The organism is Anaerovorax odorimutans DSM 5092, from assembly GCF_000426305.1.
Lineage (GTDB): Bacteria > Bacillota > Clostridia > Peptostreptococcales > Anaerovoracaceae > Anaerovorax > Anaerovorax odorimutans.
In genome coordinates, this window is record NZ_AUFC01000021.1 from 36,361 (window position 1) to 56,882 (window position 20,522).

At 31.9% G+C, this 20,522-nt stretch carries 17 protein-coding genes and 1 pseudogene; 1 reads left to right on the plus strand and 17 read right to left on the minus strand.

Going from position 1 to position 20,522, the window contains the following annotated elements; genetic code table 11:
* The 16 genes from argF to K292_RS18835 all read right to left on the minus strand — a co-directional run bounded on the left by argF (window position 1) and on the right by K292_RS18835 (window position 19,486).
* Window positions 1–990 carry an ornithine carbamoyltransferase gene (gene argF, locus K292_RS0108890; protein ID WP_027399543.1) on the minus strand — a complete coding sequence of 330 codons (990 nt, stop codon included), beginning with the start codon at window positions 988–990 and terminating at the stop codon, window positions 1–3.
* Between the two features lie 168 nt (window positions 991–1,158).
* Window positions 1,159–1,761, minus strand: a complete 603-nt coding sequence (locus K292_RS16595) for a DUF1836 domain-containing protein (protein ID WP_051280568.1) — start codon at window positions 1,759–1,761, stop codon at window positions 1,159–1,161.
* A gap of 109 nt (window positions 1,762–1,870) precedes the next feature.
* A complete protein-coding gene (locus K292_RS0108900) occupies window positions 1,871–2,422 on the minus strand; it encodes a hypothetical protein (RefSeq protein WP_027399544.1) in 552 nt (183 codons plus the stop codon).
* A gap of 204 nt (window positions 2,423–2,626) precedes the next feature.
* A complete protein-coding gene (locus K292_RS0108905) occupies window positions 2,627–3,763 on the minus strand; it encodes a THUMP domain-containing class I SAM-dependent RNA methyltransferase (RefSeq protein WP_330364947.1) in 1,137 nt (378 codons plus the stop codon).
* Window positions 3,764–3,836: 73 nt separating this feature from the next.
* Entirely contained in the window at window positions 3,837–4,859 is a 1,023-nt protein-coding gene (gene mreB / locus K292_RS0108910; protein ID WP_027399546.1) for a rod shape-determining protein, read from the minus strand.
* Window positions 4,860–5,090: 231 nt separating this feature from the next.
* Window positions 5,091–8,285, minus strand: coding sequence for a carbamoyl-phosphate synthase large subunit (gene carB / locus K292_RS0108915; protein ID WP_027399547.1), 3,195 nt, complete (start codon window positions 8,283–8,285; stop codon window positions 5,091–5,093).
* Window positions 8,286–8,298: 13 nt separating this feature from the next.
* On the minus strand, window positions 8,299–9,414 hold the full coding sequence (locus tag K292_RS0108920) for a carbamoyl phosphate synthase small subunit (RefSeq protein ID WP_027399548.1): 1,116 nt from the start codon (window positions 9,412–9,414) through the stop codon (window positions 8,299–8,301).
* Between the two features lie 64 nt (window positions 9,415–9,478).
* Window positions 9,479–10,651 (minus strand): aspartate aminotransferase family protein, encoded by a 1,173-nt coding sequence (locus tag K292_RS0108925; RefSeq protein WP_027399549.1) that lies wholly within the window; start codon window positions 10,649–10,651, stop codon window positions 9,479–9,481.
* 17 nt (window positions 10,652–10,668) lie between these two features.
* On the minus strand, window positions 10,669–11,523 hold the full coding sequence (gene argB, locus K292_RS0108930) for an acetylglutamate kinase (RefSeq protein WP_027399550.1): 855 nt from the start codon (window positions 11,521–11,523) through the stop codon (window positions 10,669–10,671).
* 10 nt (window positions 11,524–11,533) lie between these two features.
* Window positions 11,534–12,754 carry a bifunctional glutamate N-acetyltransferase/amino-acid acetyltransferase ArgJ gene (gene argJ / locus K292_RS0108935; protein ID WP_037372904.1) on the minus strand — a complete coding sequence of 407 codons (1,221 nt, stop codon included), beginning with the start codon at window positions 12,752–12,754 and terminating at the stop codon, window positions 11,534–11,536.
* A gap of 68 nt (window positions 12,755–12,822) precedes the next feature.
* Window positions 12,823–13,761 (minus strand): N-acetyl-gamma-glutamyl-phosphate reductase, encoded by a 939-nt coding sequence (gene argC / locus K292_RS0108940; RefSeq protein ID WP_027399552.1) that lies wholly within the window; start codon window positions 13,759–13,761, stop codon window positions 12,823–12,825.
* A gap of 449 nt (window positions 13,762–14,210) precedes the next feature.
* Window positions 14,211–15,500, minus strand: a complete 1,290-nt coding sequence (locus K292_RS0108950) for a CCA tRNA nucleotidyltransferase (protein WP_027399553.1) — start codon at window positions 15,498–15,500, stop codon at window positions 14,211–14,213.
* A gap of 351 nt (window positions 15,501–15,851) precedes the next feature.
* On the minus strand, window positions 15,852–16,403 hold the full coding sequence (locus K292_RS0108955; RefSeq protein WP_027399554.1) for a DUF3793 family protein: 552 nt from the start codon (window positions 16,401–16,403) through the stop codon (window positions 15,852–15,854).
* A gap of 389 nt (window positions 16,404–16,792) precedes the next feature.
* A complete protein-coding gene (locus tag K292_RS16600) occupies window positions 16,793–18,262 on the minus strand; it encodes an amino acid permease (protein ID WP_051280570.1) in 1,470 nt (489 codons plus the stop codon).
* A gap of 532 nt (window positions 18,263–18,794) precedes the next feature.
* Window positions 18,795–19,310, minus strand: a complete 516-nt coding sequence (locus K292_RS16605) for a Fic/DOC family protein (protein ID WP_051280572.1) — start codon at window positions 19,308–19,310, stop codon at window positions 18,795–18,797.
* 2 nt (window positions 19,311–19,312) lie between these two features.
* Window positions 19,313–19,486: an antitoxin VbhA family protein gene (locus K292_RS18835; RefSeq protein ID WP_169515449.1), complete on the minus strand. Its 174-nt coding sequence runs from the start codon at window positions 19,484–19,486 to the stop codon at window positions 19,313–19,315.
* A gap of 372 nt (window positions 19,487–19,858) precedes the next feature.
* On the opposite strand from K292_RS18835, the gene spoIIID reads away from it, so the two are divergent.
* Window positions 19,859–20,113, plus strand: coding sequence for a sporulation transcriptional regulator SpoIIID (gene spoIIID / locus K292_RS0108975; RefSeq protein ID WP_027399555.1), 255 nt, complete (start codon window positions 19,859–19,861; stop codon window positions 20,111–20,113).
* A 271-nt stretch (window positions 20,114–20,384) separates the two neighbouring features.
* Here the strand turns inward: spoIIID and K292_RS19630 are convergent.
* Window positions 20,385–20,522 (minus strand): annotated as a pseudogene (locus tag K292_RS19630) (IS256 family transposase); the annotation flags it as partial.

The window sequence follows — 20,522 nt, forward strand, 5'->3', positions numbered from 1 at the left end:
TTATCCTAACGTTGCAACAACAACAGCTTTTATTGAATGTAATCGATTTTCAGCTTCGTCAAATACAACTGAATATTTACTTCTGAAAACTTCATCTGATACTTCTCTTATATCCAGACCTTTTTCAAAACATTTTTTTGCTACTGTAGTCTCAAAATCATGAAATGCCGGTAGACAATGCATAAAGATTACATTTGGATTCTCCGTTGCTTTAATTAAATCCATGGTTACTTTGTATGGTGATAATAATTTTACTCTTTCTGCTATTTTATCCTCTTCCCCCATGGAAGCCCATATATCTGTGTATATTACGTCTGCGCCTTTTAAGCACTTTGGATCACTGGAAATTTCAATTATTGCACCTGATTCTTTGGCTGCATTTTCTACCTTCCCTAAAACTTCTTCATCCACTTTTAAAGAGTCAGGACCATACGCAACATAATGCATACCCATCTTTGCACATCCGTACATCCATGCATAAGACATATTATTTCTTATATCACCACAAAATACAACTTTTGCTTCATTTAACGGTTTTGACATATGCTCTTCCATAGTCATCATATCTGCTAATATTTGAGTTGGATGATCTACATCAGAAAGTCCATTCCATACAGGAACTTCTGAGAACTTTGATAAATCCTCAAGAACCTTTTGTTCATATCCTCTGTATTCTATTGCATCGTAAAATCTTCCAAGTACCTTTGCAGTATCTTCTAAAGACTCTTTTTTACCCATTTGAGAACTTCCTGAATCCAAATATGTCACATGCGCACCTTCATCTAAACATGAAACTTCGAATGAACATCTTGTTCTTGTCGATGTTTTTTCAAATAATAGTACTACATTCTTCCCTTTTAGTTTATAATCTATAATTCCTGCTTTTTTCTTTGCTTTCAGTTCATGTGCCAAGTCAAGCATATATCTTATTTCATCTTTTGAGAAATCCATTAAAGTTAAGAAACTTCTACCTTTTAAATTTATTTTCATAATATTTTTTCTCCTTATATATTTTTACCTTTATTACCAATAAGTATACTAATTTTGAATTTACGTTTATAATTATAATATACTTTTGCATAAAAATACAGCATTTATTAGAAAATCTTTAATAAATGCTGTATTTTTTATATTTTTATTAATAATATTGCATATTTATTATTTTTGTTTCTTCGATTTTATAAAATATTCATTAAGTAATTTTTGTGCTAAATATTTTTCAAAATCAGCTTTTATAGTCAAATTAACTATAATAGTAAAAAGTTCAATCATATCATCATCATAAAGGCCTCCATCGCTCAATGATTTTTTTAAATGCTGTATATCATCAATTGCTGATTTTGCCATTTCATTTTCATTATCCTTTTGTACATCAACAATACTTTTATAAAGAAGTTCCAAATCAATTTTATCATCAAATTCTGAATTATAATTATCAATGATAGGTTTCATTAACATTTCAATTTCACCCATTTGAAAAGTATTTTTTAAATAATAAATTAATGTTAATATAATTAAATGATCCTTATTATATTTTTTGTTCTTTGTCCTTGGAAGTAAATTATGTTTCACATAATTGTTTATCATCGTTTTAGTAAGAACCTTATCTTTTTCATTTCTCTTATAAATTTCCAGTTTTTTATTCATAAAATTAGATACTTGATCCATATATAAATCCATATCAGGAAAAGAATCAGTATCATGCTTATTATTGTTTAAAAAATCTTCTATAATATTTTTCATATATTCTTCATGTCTCATTTATTAAACCTCCAACAAACTATTTATATCTAGTTATTATAACCTCATTATATTGTTTGTTATACTATATGTCAATCATATACATATTGATTCTATAATACCTAATATTTTAATTTGTATAGTTTTTAATAAACTCAATTGTTAATTTTCTCAGCTCATCTGTGCCTTTCATTATTTTTTCAGGAGTTGCATCTTTGCCTATTATTAATTCTTTTATTTCCTCAAGTTTATTTGCTATTTCTTCTCCGCACTCAGCTATTTTTAACTTCATCTGTAACTTGAAACTTATTAAATCCACTTTTTCTACATATCTGTTCAGCAAAGATATATACTCACTTGTACCAGAATTTTTTAATAATATTTGGGTCTTTATATAACTTGCATATATGCAATATTCTGCCACCAAATCTGATAATTCATTGCAGTATTGTTTTTTTTCATTCATTTTTTGACTGATTTCACTTGTATCTTTAGTAATCCACATTATCAAAATCATCATAAGACCACTTATCAATGACCCCACACATGCTCCTGTAAAACTAATCCACATTGAATCAAAACTTTCTAGCATGAATTGGAGTACAATAACTATAGAAACTCCAACAATTATAGGCAAAAATAGTGCAAAAAAACCTAACCAATATCTATGATTTGAAAACAATATTCCCTTCTCCTTCATAAATTTTGTTTTAATATTCCACTTTTATGTTTATCTTTTTAATTATAATTTATGTATTAAAATAACTTGCTGTTCTATTTAAAATAAAAGAATATCTGTATGTTTATTAAAACTCAAACATAAGATATCCTTAAAATTTTTAAATCTATTTATTTCATATCTGTAAATTAAATCATCATATTGTAATTAAGCTTTTACCGGCTTTGCGCCATAATACTGATAATAACATACCTCGAGTCTTCCGTTATATAGTTTTCTCCTTCTATCTGCTGGTCTGTTAAAAGTTAATCTTTCAAATTCTTTATCTGTAGTTACAAGATAAAGTGACCATGTTGGATTTTTCTTAAAAAATAAATTTAAATCCCTGTAAATCTTATGAATATCTTCTTTTTCACCGATTCTTTCTCCATAAGGGGGATTACAAATCATTATTCCGTAATTTTCCTCTATTTTAAATTTACTAAATGGTACAACGGAAAATTCAATACAATCATCTACACCTGCCTCCTCTGCATTTTTTCTCGCAGCCTTTACAGCAGCAGGATTAATATCTGATGCCTTAATCCTAATATCCGCATCATATTTAATAGCTTCATACGCTTTTTTTCTCTCTTCTTTCCATAATTTTTCAGAAATAGCTGACCATCCTTCAGAAGCAAATTTTCTTGATAGTCCCGGCGCAATATTTCTTCCAATCATTGCAGCTTCAATGGCAATAGTACCTGAACCACACATAGGATCTGCCAAAAGCCTTCCCTCTTTCCAAAAAGATAATTGAACCATGGCAGATGCCAGAGTTTCTTTAATTGGAGCGGCCACATCTTCTACTCTGTATCCTCTCTTATGCAGACCTGCTCCGCTTGTATCTATAGTAAGCGTTACTCTGTCTTTTAAAATAGTTATCTTTACAGTATATTCTGATCCAGTCTCTTTAAACCAGTCACAATGGTATACCTCTTTTAATTTTTCTACAATAGCTTTTTTTACAATAGCTTGACAATCAGGTACACTGTGAAGCTTTGACTTTACAGAAGACCCTGTTACAGTAAACTTACCATCTTCAGGTATCCACTGTTCCCAAGGCAAAGCTTTTGTCTGCTGAAACAGTTCTTCAAAAGAAAATGCATTAAATTCTCCCATCTTCAGGAGCACTCGGTCTGCACATCTAAGCCATAAGTTTGATTTCACAATAGCTCTTTCATCTCCCATAAAGGTTATTTTTGCATCTTCTGACTTTATGATTTTATATCCAAGTGTCTCAACTTCTCTTTTTACGATTGCTTCTAGACCAAATGTGGCAGTAGCTATAATTTCCAGTTTCATAATATAATAAACCTTTCTTATATAAAACAGACAGTTACTAATGGTAACTGCCCGTTTCGTTTAATTTATAAATTTAGATAAAAGATCTTTTTCTGTTCATAGAATTGTTCTCAATTGCATCAATTGAATTTAATGCTTTTCCTGTACCTATGGCAACACAATCCTTTGGGTTTTCCGCAATACTTACATGTATACCCGTTCTTTCTTGAATTCTTTCATCAATTCCATGAAGTAATGCTCCACCGCCGGTAATAATTATTCCGCTGTTACTAATATCAGCCGCAAGTTCCGGAGGAGTTCTTTCCAATACTCCATGTGCTGCTTCACATATAACCTGCAATGGTTCATCAAGTGCTTCCATCATCTCTTTAGATGTGATTTCCACAGATTTTGGCAATCCAGTAACCAAATCTCTGCCTCTACACTCTTTGACAATCATTTCTTCTCTAGGATAAGCTGTACCTATGGTCATTTTAATTATTTCTGCTGTACGTTCACCAATATATAATTTATGCTCTTTCCTCATATATTTAATAATTGCTTCATCAAATCTATCACCGGCAACCTTTACAGAAGTACTTGTAACTATACCTCCTAACGAAATAACAGCAATATCTGTTGTTCCTCCACCGATATCAATAACCATTGATCCATCTGGTTTAGAAATATCAAGACCTGCGCCTATAGCCGCCGCTACAGGTTCTTCCATTAAAAATACAGCTTTGCCACCTGCCTGAGTTGCCGCCTCACGAACAGCTCTCTTTTCAACTTCTGTTACTCCGCTAGGCACGCACACCATAATTCTCGGCTTAAAAAATTTACTACTTCCACAAGTTTTTCTAATAAAATGTTTCAACATTCTTTCTGTAATATCATAATCTGAGATTACTCCATCTCTAAGCGGTCTTACCGCAACAATATTTGCCGGTGTTCTTCCAAGCATTTGTCTTGCCTCTTCACCTACAGCAAGTATTTCATTCGTATCCCTGTTTATGGCAACCACAGAAGGCTCATTTAAAACCACTCCCTTGCCTTTTATATAAACTAGAACATTAGCTGTACCTAAGTCAATGCCAACTTCATCTGTAAATGCCAAAATAATCACTCCTTTTAATTTGGTTCTCAATAGTAAAATCTATAATAAGCTCAATTGGCACCTAAGTAATTTATAAAACAAATACTAATAGGTGCCTTACAGAAAATTCACAATGTGTACTTCTATAATTATAAGTCTATATTATCTTTTATCCTCGTCATAATATTATATATACTATTTGCATATTTATCAATTTTTATTTTGCTATTTCACAAAATGTACACAAATTTCTTAGATTTTTACAATATCAACCATTTTAAAATCTTCAATTGACTTATTCATTAACAAACAATTTGCTAAAGCATTCGCTGTATCTATTGATGTTAAGCAAGCAATGTTACGTTCTATGGCTTTTCTTCTCATTTTTACTGACTGTACTGCCGGTTTTCTTCCGATTTTTGAAGTTGATACAACAAAATCAACTTCACCGCTGTCAAATAAATCCGTAGTATTAGGAGATGGTCCTCCATCTTTGTTTATGACAATTGCAGGAATTCCATTAGCCATGAGATATTTACCTGTGCCCTTTGTTGCACAAATTTTATATCCGAAATCTATAAATTTCTGAGCCAATGGTACTATTTCGGGTTTATCCGCATCCTTTACAGTTATTAAGACACAATTACCTACTTTATGAAGTTCATATCCTGCACCGATTAATCCTTTAAATAATGCCGTTTCAAAATCTTTATCAATTCCAAGTACTTCACCTGTGGATTTCATTTCAGGTCCCAAATGATTATCCGCATCATGCAGTTTAGGGAAACTAAACACCGGTACTTTTACTGCAACATATTCACCTTCTTCACAAACGCCACTCTTGTAACCAAGCTCTTTAAGACTTGCTCCAAGCATAACTTTTGTAGCTAAGTCAACTATTGGAACATTGGTAACTTTGCTGATGTATGGAACAGTTCTTGATGAGCGAGGATTTACCTCAATAACATATACCTGTCCTTCATATAAAACATATTGGATATTTACTAAACCTAAAACCTTTAACTCTTTTGCTAGTTTGCCTGTATATTCAATGATAGAATTTCTTACATCTTCAGAAATGGTCTGTGGCGGATAAACAGAAATGGAATCTCCTGAATGTACACCTGCGCGTTCAATATGTTCCATAATTCCCGGTATCAAGAAATCTTCTCCGTCACAAACGGCATCTACTTCAAGCTCCGTACCCATTAAATATTTATCAATCAGCACAGGATTTTCAAGTTCAACAGAAGTAATAATATTCATGTACTCTACAACATCACTTTCTTTGTAAGCAATGATCATGTTTTGACCGCCAAGCACATATGAAGGTCTGAGAAGTACAGGGAAACCTAATTCTTTAGCTTCTTTTACTGCTTCTTCTGTAGTAAATGCCATCTTTCCGTTTGGTCTTGGAATTGCACATTTTTCCAAAAGCTTATCAAAACGTTCTCTGTCTTCAGCCTCATCTATACTGTCGGCAGATGTTCCAAGAATATTCATACCTTTTTTCTTTAAGAATTTAGTAAGCTTGATTGCAGTTTGCCCTCCAAACTGTACTACTACTCCCCATGGTTTTTCTGTCTCTATAATAGACTCCACATCTTCCGGAGTAAGGGGCTCAAAATATAATCTGTCTGAAATATCAAAGTCTGTAGATACAGTTTCTGGGTTATTGTTTACAATAATCGCTTCATAGCCTTCTTCTTTCAATGCTGTGACACAATGTACCGAACAATAATCAAATTCAATACCTTGTCCTATTCTTATAGGGCCTGAACCGAATACAATAATTTTCTTCTTTCCGCTTTCATGTTCTTCAATAAACTCTGCAGCCTCATTTTCATCATCATAAGTAGAATAGAAATATGGTGTTTCTGCTGAGAATTCCGCTGCACATGTATCTACCATTTTATAAGATGCATACAATTTCAGCGGTGGCTTTTGTCCACTTATTTTTTCTATAGTAGTATCTAAGAATCCAAATTTCTTAGCTTTTTTATATTTCTCCTCTGTAAGCTCACCATGTGCCAATTCCAATTCCAAGTTAACAAGATTGTTTAACTTACTTATGAACCACTTATCAATTTTTGTTATATCATGAATAGTATCTATGTCAATTCCTCTTTTTAATGCTGCATATACTACAAAGATTCTTTCATCATCACAATTATGAAGCAATTCTAAAATAGTCTTGGTTTTTTTATTTTTTAATTTTGGTAAATTTAATGTATCAAGTCCAAGCTCAATACAACGAACGGCTTTCATCATAGCCTGTTCAAAATAAGTACCAATAGCCATGATTTCGCCAGTGGCTTTCATCTGTGTTCCCAGTTCTCTTTTTGCATAGACAAATTTATCAAACGGCCATTTTGGAAATTTCACAACAACATAATCAAGTGCAGGCTCAAAGCAAGCATATGTTTTACCTGTAACAGAATTTAATATCTCATCTAAAGTATAGCCTATTGCAATCTTTGTGGAAACCTTTGCTATTGGATAGCCTGTTGCCTTTGATGCCAATGCAGATGAACGAGAAACTCTTGGATTTACTTCAATTACTGCATATTCAAAGCTATGTGGATTTAGTGCAAACTGACAGTTGCATCCTCCTTCCACGCCAAGTGCCTGTATGATATTTATAGATGCAGTACGAAGCATCTGATATTCCTTATCAGAAAGAGTAACAGCAGGAGCAATTACAATTGAATCTCCTGTATGAACACCTACAGGATCTACATTTTCCATGGAACAAACGGTTATAGTATTATTCTTACTGTCTCTTATAATTTCAAATTCTATTTCTTTCCATCCTGAAACGCACTTCTCTATTAATATTTGTGTTATAGGGCTTAATCTTAAACCATTTTCACCAATAATTGTTAGTTCTTCTCTGTTCTTTGCAATTCCTCCGCCTGTACCGCCAAGAGTATAAGCAGGTCTTACGATAATGGGATACCCGATTTCTTCTGCGAATTCAAGGGCATCTACTATATTTGTCACTACCTTTGAAGGAATTACTGGTTCTCCTATGGATTCCAGCATATCTTTGAATAATTGTCTATCTTCAGCTTTATCTATGATTTCCGGTGTAGCACCTAAAAGCTTTACATTCTCCTCTTCTAAAAAACCTTCTTTTGCAAGCTGCATGGAAAGTGTTAAAGCTGTCTGTCCTCCCATAGTGGGAAGTATGCTGTCTGGTTTTTCTTCACTGATAATTTTCTTTAATACTGGAATAGTAAGCGGCTCAATGTATACTTTGTCCGCCATAGTTTTATCTGTCATAATTGTGGCAGGATTTGAATTTACTAAAACCACCTCAAGTCCATCATCCTTAAGAGAACGGCACATTTGAGTTCCTGCATAATCAAATTCAGCAGCCTGACCAATAATAATCGGACCTGATCCAATTACAAGTATTTTTTTTATATCTTTACGTAATGGCATTTTCACTGCACCTCTACTTTTTCTCACTCATCATTGCTATAAACTTATCAAATAGGTATTGTGTATCCTGAGGTCCTCCGCAAGCTTCCGGATGGAATTGAACTGTAAATGCATTTCCATTGGAATATTCAATACCCTCACAGCTTTTATCATTTGCACTGAAATGACTTACAAACCCAACTGCTTCTGGTATTGTATCGCCTATTACTGCATATCCATGATTTTGGCTAGTAACAAAGATTCTATCTAAATTTACATCTACCACAGGTTGATTTGCACCTCTGTGTCCATATTTAAGCTTTTCCGTTTTAGCTCCGTTAGCAAGGGCTAAAAGCTGATGACCTAAGCAGATTCCCAAAACAGGAATATTAAGTTTCATAAGTTCTTTTAAAATTGCAATTGGTTCTATATTTTCGGTAGGATCTCCAGGACCGTTTGAAAGCATAATACCATCTGGACTTAATGTCTTTATTTCAGCCAAACTGGTATTATATGGAACAACTGTCACATCACATCCTCTGTCCATAAGACTTCTTAAAATATTTGCCTTATATCCATAATCATATAGAACAATATGGTATTTACTGTCCTCTGAATTATAACGTTTAGCCTTTTTACACGATACGGATTTTACTGCATCATTTATTACATAATTCTTAAGTTCTGAAATAAAACTGTCTAAATCAACTGGCATTTCGGTAGTAATAGCGCCATTCATTACGCCATATTCTCTGATTTTTTTTGTTAAAGCTCTTGTATCTATTCCATATAATCCTATAATATTTTGAGATTTTAAATATTCATCAATTGTATATTTACTTCTGAAATTCGAAGGCTCTTCACACGCCTCTCTAACAATATATCCTTTAACCCAAACCTTTGCAGATTCTTTATCTGTATCATTCAATCCGTAATTCCCAATCAAAGGAAATGTCTGTGTTACAATCTGACCATAGTAGCTTGGATCTGTTAAGGTTTCTTGATAACCTGTCATTCCTGTTGTAAACACAACTTCACCAACAGATGTACCGCTTGCACCAAAACTGTAACCTTCGTACACTGTCCCATCTGCAAGGATTAAATAAGCCTTCTTATCTTTTTTCTCTTTTTCCTTACTGCTTTTTTCCATTTTTTTCTTACTCCTTAACTACCAATTGTTATAAATTCAATTTAAACAAGCTAAACAAATCAATTTAATTACTTAATGCTTTTTTTAGTATTTCTAATCCTTCATCTAATTCTTCATAAGTTATTGTCAAAGGTGGTAATAATCTGATTTTTTCTTTTGCAGTAAGTGGAATCAAACCATTTTCTATACAAGTTTTAACTACATCTTTTGCCGTCTTATTTTTTACTTCTATACCTAACATCATTCCCATACCCGTTACACTTACCACATTATCCATTTTTTCTACTGCATCTTTTATATAAGCTCCTTTTTCAGACACTTCCTTTAAAAATGCATCATCTATTCTTTTTAAAACTTCAATGCCTCCAGCACAAGTAATTGGATTTCCTCCAAAGGTTGTACCATGATCCCCAGGCTTTAATACATCACAAGTTTTCTTGCCGAAAAGTATGCCTCCTATTGGAAGTCCTGCACCTAAACCTTTAGCTAATGTTACCAAATCAGGCTCTATAGAAAACTGCTCATAGGCAAACAAGGTACCTGTTCTTCCTATTCCCGTTTGAACCTCATCAACAATAAATATTATATCTTTTTCTTTGCATATTTTACTTATATTAGAAACAAAATCTTTTTCAAGAGGTACAACTCCGCCTTCACCTTGTACTAGTTCTAACATAATTGCACAAGTTTTTTCATTAATCTTTGATTTAACATCATCTATATCATTTGCCTTAGCATAAGAAAATCCCTTTACAAATGGGGCAAAATATTTATGGTAATCTTCTTGACCAGTAGCTGTAATAGTGGCCATGGTTCTTCCATGAAATGAATTGACCAGAGTAATTATTTCATATCTGTTCTCACCATATTTTTGAAAGCTGTATTTTCTTGCAGTTTTAATAGCACCTTCATTAGCTTCTGCTCCTGAATTTGCAAAGAACATTTTCTGCATACTGGTTCTTTTCAATACCATTTCAGCCAACTTACTGCAAGGATACGTGTAAAAAAGATTAGAGATATGCTGTATCATATTAGCTTGTTTAGTTATAGCCTCTACCCAGCCTTTATCACAAAATCCTAAGGAATTAACACCAATTCCTGATGAAAAATCTATATATTTTTTACCTTCTGGAGAATAGCATGTTGCACCATTTCCCTTTTCTAAGCAAAGATCATATCTTGCATAAGTACCCATAACATTTTCGGCATCTCTTTTCATTATTTCTTCAGTATTCATTTACATTATCATCCTTTCTAATAGAATAAAGTACCTATTCCTTTATCTGAAAAAAGCTCTATTAAAATTGAATGCTTTATTCTTCCATCAATTATAACTGCTTCCTTAAGTCCGTTCTCTATTGCTTCAGCACAACTTTCTATCTTAGGAATCATTCCTCCTGAAATAATTCCTTCTTCTATCAATTTAGGAATTTCTGTGGTCTTAATTCTCGTAATTAATGATTCTTCATCTTTTATATCTTTTAAAAGTCCCCTTATATCCGTCATGGAAATAAGTTTTTCTGCTTTTAATGCGCCGGCTATTGCCGCCGCCGCAGTATCTGCATTTATATTATAAATCTGTCCTTCATGATCTACTCCTACTGTGGCAATCACAGGAATAAATCCATTGTCCATTGCAAGTTCAATTGGTGCTGCATCAATCTTTGTAATCTCACCTACATAACCTAAATCCACATTACCCTTCATCTTAACAGCTTGTATCATTCCTCCGTCTGCACCGCAAAGCCCGATTGCCTTACCGTTATTATGATGTATTATGGAAACAAGACTTTTGTTTACTTTACCTGAAAGCACCATACCTACAATTTCAGCTGTTTCTTTGTCTGTATATCTGAGACCATCTATAAATTTAGATTCTTTTCCTACTCTTTTCAGCATTGTACTTATATCAGGACCACCACCATGAACAAGTACTACTTTAATGCCTACTATGGAAAGAAGAACAATATCTCTCATTACTGCATTTTTTAATTCTTCATTTATCATTGCGTTGCCACCATATTTAACAACGATTATTTTATCGAAAAATTTCTGTATATATGGAAGTGCTTCTGTAAGCACCTGAGCCCTATTTTTAGTCTCTTGCATTATTATCTCCTTACGTTCTGTAATCTCCATTAATTTTAACATAATTATATGTTAAATCACATCCCCAAGATCTTCCCTTCGCTGTGCCCTGGTTTAGTGAAATCAATATTTTTATTTCATCTTCTGCCAAAATCTTTGCTGCTTCATCTTCGCTGTAAGGATTATATGCCGCTGATTTACAAACTTCCACATTCCCTTTTGATGAAGAAAGAACAACATCAACTTTATTTATATCAAAATCCACTTCTGCATAACCAATGGCACAAAGAACTCTGCCCCAATTTGCATCTTCTCCAAACATGGCAGCTTTAAATAAACTGGAAGTTATTACAGATTTTGAAATAATCCTTGCGGTGTTTACATCTGGAGCCCCTGAAACTATACATTCCAAAAGTTTTGTTGCACCTTCACCATCTTTTGCAATGTTTCTTGATAATTCTGCGTTAATAGTATTTAAAGCTTTACAGAAAAACTCAAAATCTTCACCTTCTGCATCTATTATAGGATTTTCTGCCATACCATTTGCCATTATTGCTACGGTATCATTTGTAGAAGTATCCCCATCTATACTTATTTGATTAAATGTATCTTCTATATCATATTTAAGTGCTTTTTTCAGCATATCCTGTGAAATAGCCACATCTGTAGTTAAAAAACAAAGCATAGTAGCCATATTAGGATGGATCATACCGCTTCCTTTTGCAATACCGCCAATATGACATTCTTTATTACCCAATATGAAAGATACTGCCAATTCTTTTTTCACAGTATCAGTCGTCATAATTCCTTCAGCAGCCATTGATGAACCCTCATAGCTAAGTTTTTTAACTGCCTTTGGTATGCCTTTTTCAAATGGTTCTATACACATAGGTTCCCCTATTACTCCTGTGGAACTTACGATTACATCAGCAGGACTTATCTTTAATTCTCTTGCTACAAGTTTACACGTTTGCTGTGCTATTTCCATACCATTAGGGGCACATGTATTGGCATTTCCGCTGTTGCATACAATAGCTCTTGCCAGTCCGTCTTTTATATTTTCTTTTGTAACATAAATAGGTGCTCCCTTTACTTTATTTTTCGTATATACAGCAGCTACATTGCACTGTATATCACTGACAATAAGAGATAAATCTTTTTTTCTTTTATTTTTTCTTATCCCACAATGGACTCCTGAAGCTTTAAATCCATTGGGAGCGCAAATACCGCCATCTATAAACTCTATATACATAATTTTTCTCCTTACTATTGATTCTATATAAATCAAGCAAACCAGCCATTCTTAAATCAGCTCCGGACTCATATAAGTCCCGTCTGCTCCGGCAATTCAAGCATTATATTCATACACTGCATAGCTGCACCTGATGCACCTTTACCAAGGTTATCATATCTAGCTGCAAGCAAAATCTGTTCCTCATTTCCAAAGACAAAAATCTCAAGGGTATTTTTACCTGACAAATTGTTTGATCCTAGTAAACCGCTTTCTGGCTCTTTACCATATGCCTTTACTTTTACAAAATTTTGATTGCTATAGTACTCTGACAGTAATTCATGAAGCTCCTTTGGAGTTATTTTTTTATTCAGCATTCTTGTATGAATAGGGACGCTGGCAAGCATTCCGCTATAATAGTCTGCTACAATAGGACTAAAAACCGGAGCATAATCAATTCCCGTAATTGCTTTCATTTCTTTTAAATGTTTATGTTTTAAAGAAAGTCCATACTCTCTTGGGCTGTTTAATTCATTATCTCTGTCTGAGGATTCATACTCTGCGATCATTTTTTTGCCGCCACCACTGTAACCTGTAATGGAATGGCATGTAAAAGGATAATCTTTATTTGCTATTCCTAACTTAATTAAAGGGTTAACTAAAGATATAAAACCTGTGGCATGACATCCTGGCACAGCTACTCTGTTTGATTCTTTAATTAATTTTCTTTGTTCTTTATTAAGCTCAGGGAATCCATATACCCAATCCTTATTCGTTCTGTGTGCTGTGGATGTGTCTAGAACTCTTGCAGAAATCGGAGCTTCAGCAATTATTTCCTTTGATGCAGTATCCGGTAAGCAAAGAAACGTAATATCAGCCTTTTTCATCATTTCCAAACGTCTTTTTAAATCTTTCCGTTTTTCGCTTTCAATTGTAATCACATCGATATCATCTCTATGCTGAAAACGTTCAAATATTTTTAATCCTGTAGTACCTTCCTGTCCGTCAATGAAAACTTTATAAGCCATTGTTTCTTTCCTTTCCCTTACGTTGTCATTTATAATTTTATAATAACTGTTACCTTTTAATACTTTTTATTATAATTATACAATGTTTTTGCATAAAGTCAACGTTTTTTGTATATTATTAATGGCATTTGCATATTTTTTCATTTTTTATTCATTTTTTATTCATTTTTTTGTATAATACAAATATTACTTTTTATAATGCTAAAAGACCACTGACGATATCTTACGCCAATGGTCTTAAAATATTAATCAATAATAAGTTTTTACTTAATTTTTTTATATAAATTTTTTTAATATTAATACAGAAGTTAATTATATTATTTAATAAACAATTAAAAAAAAATAATTTATTCTTATCTTTATTTTGTATTATAAGTTTATTAAACAGCATAATTTCCCCTCCTATAATTTTTTCTATCCTTTCTATTATACACCTCCCGTAATAAATTTCAACAAATTTTTTCAAATAATTTATAATTACTTTTTAGCCATATATTCACCTGATTCAGAAGTATTTCTTTGTCATTTTTTAAATCTTCATTAATAACCATTTCCAAAAGATTTTGAAGTATACTGCCTATCATCTTTCCATATGGCACCCCTATTTTTATTAAATCATTTCCATCAACATTTAAATCCCGTAAACTATAACATTCCCCTGAATTTATAATGTCATCCAGAATCAATAAAGCCTGCTTTATATCTTCTGAATTTTTACGTTTCTCCTCATTTTTAATCTCTGTATTTACATCAGCAAGATGAAATTCTAACAATAATTTGAAATTTGTCTCTCCCAATTTATTAAGCCATCTTTTTACACTTATTCTGTTTGAGTATATTTCTTCATTAAAAGATTTAATCAATGTAACTACTGTTTCCATCGTTTGTTTATCGCATTTCAATCTCTTTAAAACTTTATATGCTATCTCAATTCTATCTTTAATATCAAATTTACAGAAAAAAATGGCAAGCCTAAGTACTTTATTATTTGAGCTTAAGTCTAACACATCTAAAGTTTCATTCCATTTACAGTTTTTCATCAAAATATTTATTTCAGGAATAAATTCTTCTATAATATTTTCACCCAAGATTAGAGCCTTTTTGCAATATTTACCGCAAATCATCTGAGCAAATTCATTATATATTCTTTCAACAGATATATTTTTAAGTTTTTCTGCATGCATCTTAGCTGCTTCTAGTGTTTCATTTTCAATATCGAACCCTAATTCCGCACAGAATCTCAATGCCCTCAATATACGCAATGCATCTTCAGCAAACCTTTTTTCAGGATCTCCCACACATTTTATTTGTTTTTTCTCAATATCCTTTAACCCACTAAAATAATCTTGAAGTCCATCTTTTTCATTATATGATAATGCATTCATTGTAAAATCTCTTCTTTTCAAATCGTCTTCAAGAGATGTTATATATATTACATTATCTGGCCGTCTTTTATCTGAATAAGTGCCATCTGCTCTAAAAGATGTGACTTCCACAAATTCATTATCCGAAACCACTGTTACAGTTCCGTGTTTTAAACCTGTTTGTATTATATGAAAATTTTCAAAACATTTAAGATACTGCATAGGTCTTGCAGAAGTACATATATCCCAGTCTTTTGGAGTTCTCCCTACGATACTGTCTCTTACACATCCTCCCACTATATAAGCTTCAAATCCGTTATCTTCAAGTATATTAAGTACATTTTTTACTGATTTGGGAATCTTAATTTTTCTCATTAATATCCAACCATCCTTTTATTCCTTTGTACTATATTATATATTCATGCTGCATAACAAAATATGATTTAATGACTTTTACGGCTTTAATGATTTACAACTTGCGGTGAAGCTATTTGAATTATAGGAATCATTGGAACATGTAATCTCAAACTGTTTAATAATTGCAAATATGATTCAATGATCCCTTATTTTCAGCACGCTAGATTAATCAAATGCAGCATATTTACTTTAAAATATTATAACATCTATTTCCATACAGAAACAACCCTGTTACAACTCTGTTCATTAAAAAAACACAGTAATATCCGTTGGGCTCTTTCTACATTATTCTTTTATAGTAACAACATTTTAAGCTGCTACCGTTAATTTTAAAATAGATGCCCCTTGAGTAAACATTTTACAGTAAACATTTGTACATTTTTTATACTTTGCGAAAATTTTCATAGCTTCACATTCATTAAAGTATACTTTCCAACAGCCAACACACTTAAAGTTCTTGCCCTTATTTGTAATAAAAGCTTTTATATCTGACAGTGGATATCCTAGGAACAAACCAATTTCATGGGGAAACTCTTCGCAATCAATCAGTTTATTTGATAGTATCTCAATACAATCTTGAACATTGCAAGAAGAATACCCATGACACATAAGAAATTTTTTTGCATCAGCTTGAGCTAAATCGTTTTCAAGCTTTTTAGGTCTATAAACATAAAGCAGTGCTTTTTCCCCGCTTTTTCTCAATAAAGTTATTTTTACCCCCTTTAAACTTAAATCGTTATTCCATATATCAATTTGCATATTCAATTCATCTTCACTCTCATAAAAACAATTAAAAATACTTCCAGTTTTAAGTCCTGCCAGTGTTGGTGAGCAGTGTCTGATAATTAATTCTTTTGACATATTAACACCTCCGCATATTATGCTGTATGCTCCTTTATCACAAATTTGAGCTTTTATATAATATTTATTTTATTTAATTTTTGTTCTTGGTTAGCATTTGCTAACCGTTTAGCTTTTTGAAAGCGCCTAAATGGCGCTATAAAAATTATAATTAAATTAGTTAGCTAACGCTAACTTAATTATATGATAACATTATTTTAAATCTGTGTCAATTGATTTTTAACTGTTACTTTAATATTTAATTTAAAAGCTCTACGTGAATGCCCATTTTATTAATTTTTAAATTTTTATATTCTGCGCTTTAGTTTTCATTAAAAAAACTCCTTCTGCGTTAATTATCAGAAGGAGTCTTTTATCTTTTTATAAAATTATAAAATATCTTCTTTTGTTTATTTAATTGGCGGATAAGCTTGATCAAATGTCTTTTCATCAGGATCTAAGGCAGCAATTTCTCTTGTTTTTCCCATTTTTTTAACAATTTGATAAACTATCATAGGTCCTATTACAGCACTAACCGCCAGTGGAAATACTGGAGCCATTTCAGGATCAAATGCAAGTGCTCCCAAGCCTATTAATTGCGCCACCATGGCAAAAACAGGTATCCACTCATGTTTTACTTTCGCTCTTAACATTTCTTCCGGAACATAACCTCTTTTTCTCAATCTTTTTCTAAATACCATCTGTGATGCAATAATACCAACCCATGCCAAAGTTCCCGTAAATCCTGACATTGTCAAAAGGTATGCATAAAAGTTTGAATCCGGTAAAAAATATCCTAACATCAAAACCAACCACATTGGAATAATAGTAAAGAAAACACATCTTCTTGGGGTTCCTTTATTACTTAATTTGGAAAGGAATTTAGGTGCAAGGCCTTCTATTGATAAGCCGTAAAGGCATCTAACTGTTCCGTACAACCCGGCATTTGCACAACTAAATGCTGCAATCATTACAATTCCTGATATAACCGCAGCCACTCCGTTCAATCCATATTTTGCAAGGGCAAAAGAAAATATGGAACCATTTTCTAAATCTGCTTGGTTATAAGGAACAAGTAGTATTACTAATGCAATTGGGATTAAATATAATCCTACAATACGATAAGTAACACTTTTACATGCTCTTGGTACATTTTTATCAGGGTTTTGGGCTTCAGAAGCTGCCAAACCTACAATCTCAGTACCTTGGAATGATACTAAAACAGTAACCATAAGTGTAATAATTATAAGACCTCCAAACGGGAATAAGTTGTCAAAAATACCACTCATTGGATCTGTAATAAGGTTTTGAGAGCCTAAATATCCGTTATGTCCCCATAATCCAATCCATATACCGAAAGCTGCAATTATAAATGTAACAATAGCAATAACCTTAATCATAGCTAAAGTTGATTCTACTCTTGCAAACATTTTTACAGGAAGAGAATTTAAGATTGTAATACCTGCTAATGCTCCTATTGAATACATGAACATATTACCAGGTACGAGGGAGTTTAACACTATGGATACTGCAATAGCTTCTGATGGTACATATGCAACCCAATTAAACCAAAATGCCCATCCAAAGCCAACAGATACAGTTCCACCTAAAAATTCATTTGTGTATGCAACAAATGAGCCTTTACGAGGTAGATTAACCAATAGTTCACCATAGGCAATCATAAGTCCGTATACTATGAACCCAACAAGTCCATAGGCTATTAATACAGCCGGCCCCATAACGCTTATAGTCCAACCTACTCCTAAGAAGTAACAAGAACCTATTACTCCTCCAAGCGCAATCATTCCTACTTGCCAACCTTTTATGTCACGTTGTAAAGTGACTTCTTCATTGCCAGCATTTTCGATTTTATCTGCCATACTTCTTCCTCCTCTTTCTCACATAGATACTATGATTAGATTTATTACACAAATGTCTTTTCTTTTTTAAATAATAATAAAATAGTAATAATAGGTAATAATAATAAAATAGTAATAATAACGAATTTCGAAAAAACCAAATTTTAGCATTTTTAGCAAAATTAAAAATTTTCTGACATTTGTGTATTGTATTAATTGTACACAATTAACGCAAAATGTCAATCTAATTTTTTAAATTATTAAAAGTTTCCAAACTTTCTAATAAATTTTATATGTTAAGATTAACAGAAATAATACCTATCTGAAAAATTAAACTATATTCATATTCAACTATTTTATAATCAAAGTTCAATAGTACATAAAGATGATAAAAAATAAACGACTAAATCTGTTAGAATTTAGCCGTTCATTTTTTCTATCTTCTATTCTTTTATATTTTATTTCATAGCATCTTTCATAATTCTAATAAGATAATCAAAGTTTCTTTCTATTTCTCCTTCTAAATAAAAAGCTGATACAGCTAATGCACTTCTTACTCACTATTATCACTTAATAATTTTTTATCTAATCTTATATTTTTAATTTCAGCAAATTGATAAAAAAACATTAAAATACTTCTGGTATTTCCTTCTCTAAAAGGATGAATACGCCATACATCGGAAAGTAACCTAGTAAATTTTAGTACTCTTTCTTCCCGATTTATTACTTGCCAATTATTTTCATTTAAAATTATCAATGCTTTATTTATCATTGGAGTAATTTGAGTTACTTTTGCATAATCAACAGAAATCCCTTTTAAAGCATATTCTGGTTTTTCAATATTAATTGTCCTTTCAAATCCTGCCCATTCAAAAATATCTTGAAAAATATAAGCATGAATTTTCTTTAAATGCTCATAATCAAACTGCCCTTTAATTGGATTTTCATCAAGTTCTTTCATCCTTACTACAGTGAAATCTGCTTCAGCATTGTTTAACTTTTCTATATCTCTAGTTCCCAGTTTATTAATTAATACATCTGTATTTGGATAAACATATGGATCTTTCATATCTATACCTTCATTGTATATTTTTTATTTAATTCTTTTATAATATCTTTTGTTTTAATTTCTCCACGTTTTTCTTTTTCAACTAATTTATTAAATTCAGGCGTTGGTTCTAATCCATCAACTTTGATCAAGCCATATGCAATATCCCAACTTTCCCGTTTTTTTACATTTCCCATAAATACACCGCCTCTTAAATATTCATTTGTATATTATTATACCTGTTTTTATAAAAATAACAATAAAATACATGTTATAAATTAATTCATATAATATGTATAAATTTCTTAGTAAAATAACAACCTTAGCCTATTTAATTTCTTCCTTATTTAGCCCTGATCTTTTTCTATGTATTATAAACGGAGACTACCTTTAGATTAACAGAAATAATACCTATCTGAAAAATTAAACTATATTCATATTCAACTATTTTATAATCAAAGTTCATATCCTCGTCCTTAGATTCATATACATAGGATAATGAATCAATTTTGCACTGTCTAAAAGTTATCAAGTGCATGTGAATTATATTTAAAGGAGTGTAGTGTATTATGAAAGATTACATAGAAGAACGTGTAATGGAGTTAGCTAGATACATACTTGAGACAAATGCCACGGTACGTGCGGCAGCAAAAAAATTTAGAGTTTCAAAATCAACAGTACATAAAGATATAACAGAACGGCTCCTTGAAATAAATCCGGGGCTTGCCCATGAAGTAAAGACCGTTTTAGATAACAATAAGGCTGAACGACATATTAGAGGTGGATTGGCTACACAAAAAAAATACAAAGGAATGCATGAATAAATATAAATAAAAATCACCTAATGAAAAAAGGGCAGTTCACCACTTACGTGTTCTGCCTTATAATATATTAATTTATATACATTAACCTCCTGAAAATAAAATTATATAGAGTGTATGAAAAAAAGTCTGTAAATTAACTTTCTATGATAAGATTTTAAATGTGGTCGGCTCATTTGAGCTGACCTTAACTGTTTTCAATATATTAAATTTTTCTAAGCATGTCAAGAACATCTTTAATAAAGATGTAATTTATTACCATATTTTGCTGCTTTTAAAATTGGAATCTTTCCTCGTACATAATTGAAAATTCACCATATACCTTACCCCAGTTTTTAAGTGGCTGGCTCCATTTTTTTGTGGCTTGAAGTGTAGCAAGATAAAGGGACTTTAAAAGTGCCTTATCATTTGG

Coding starts and splice junctions, on each gene's coding strand:
- argF (WP_027399543.1), bottom strand. CDS start 990: ATGAAAATAAATTTAAAAGGTAGAAGTTTCTTAACTTTAATGGATTTC.
- K292_RS16595 (WP_051280568.1), bottom strand. CDS start 1,761: ATGAGACATGAAGAATATATGAAAAATATTATAGAAGATTTTTTAAAC.
- K292_RS0108905 (WP_330364947.1), bottom strand. CDS start 3,763: ATGAAACTGGAAATTATAGCTACTGCCACATTTGGTCTAGAAGCAATC.
- carB (WP_027399547.1), bottom strand. CDS start 8,285: ATGCCATTACGTAAAGATATAAAAAAAATACTTGTAATTGGATCAGGT.
- K292_RS0108920 (WP_027399548.1), bottom strand. CDS start 9,414: ATGGAAAAAAGCAGTAAGGAAAAAGAGAAAAAAGATAAGAAGGCTTAT.
- K292_RS0108925 (WP_027399549.1), bottom strand. CDS start 10,651: ATGAATACTGAAGAAATAATGAAAAGAGATGCCGAAAATGTTATGGGT.
- argB (WP_027399550.1), bottom strand. CDS start 11,523: ATGCAAGAGACTAAAAATAGGGCTCAGGTGCTTACAGAAGCACTTCCA.
- argJ (WP_037372904.1), bottom strand. CDS start 12,754: ATGTATATAGAGTTTATAGATGGCGGTATTTGCGCTCCCAATGGATTT.
- argC (WP_027399552.1), bottom strand. CDS start 13,761: ATGGCTTATAAAGTTTTCATTGACGGACAGGAAGGTACTACAGGATTA.
- K292_RS0108950 (WP_027399553.1), bottom strand. CDS start 15,500: ATGAGAAAAATTAAGATTCCCAAATCAGTAAAAAATGTACTTAATATA.
- K292_RS0108955 (WP_027399554.1), bottom strand. CDS start 16,403: ATGTCAAAAGAATTAATTATCAGACACTGCTCACCAACACTGGCAGGA.
- K292_RS16600 (WP_051280570.1), bottom strand. CDS start 18,262: ATGGCAGATAAAATCGAAAATGCTGGCAATGAAGAAGTCACTTTACAA.
- K292_RS16605 (WP_051280572.1), bottom strand. CDS start 19,310: ATGAAAGATCCATATGTTTATCCAAATACAGATGTATTAATTAATAAA.
- K292_RS18835 (WP_169515449.1), bottom strand. CDS start 19,486: ATGGGAAATGTAAAAAAACGGGAAAGTTGGGATATTGCATATGGCTTG.
- spoIIID (WP_027399555.1), top strand. CDS start 19,859: ATGAAAGATTACATAGAAGAACGTGTAATGGAGTTAGCTAGATACATA.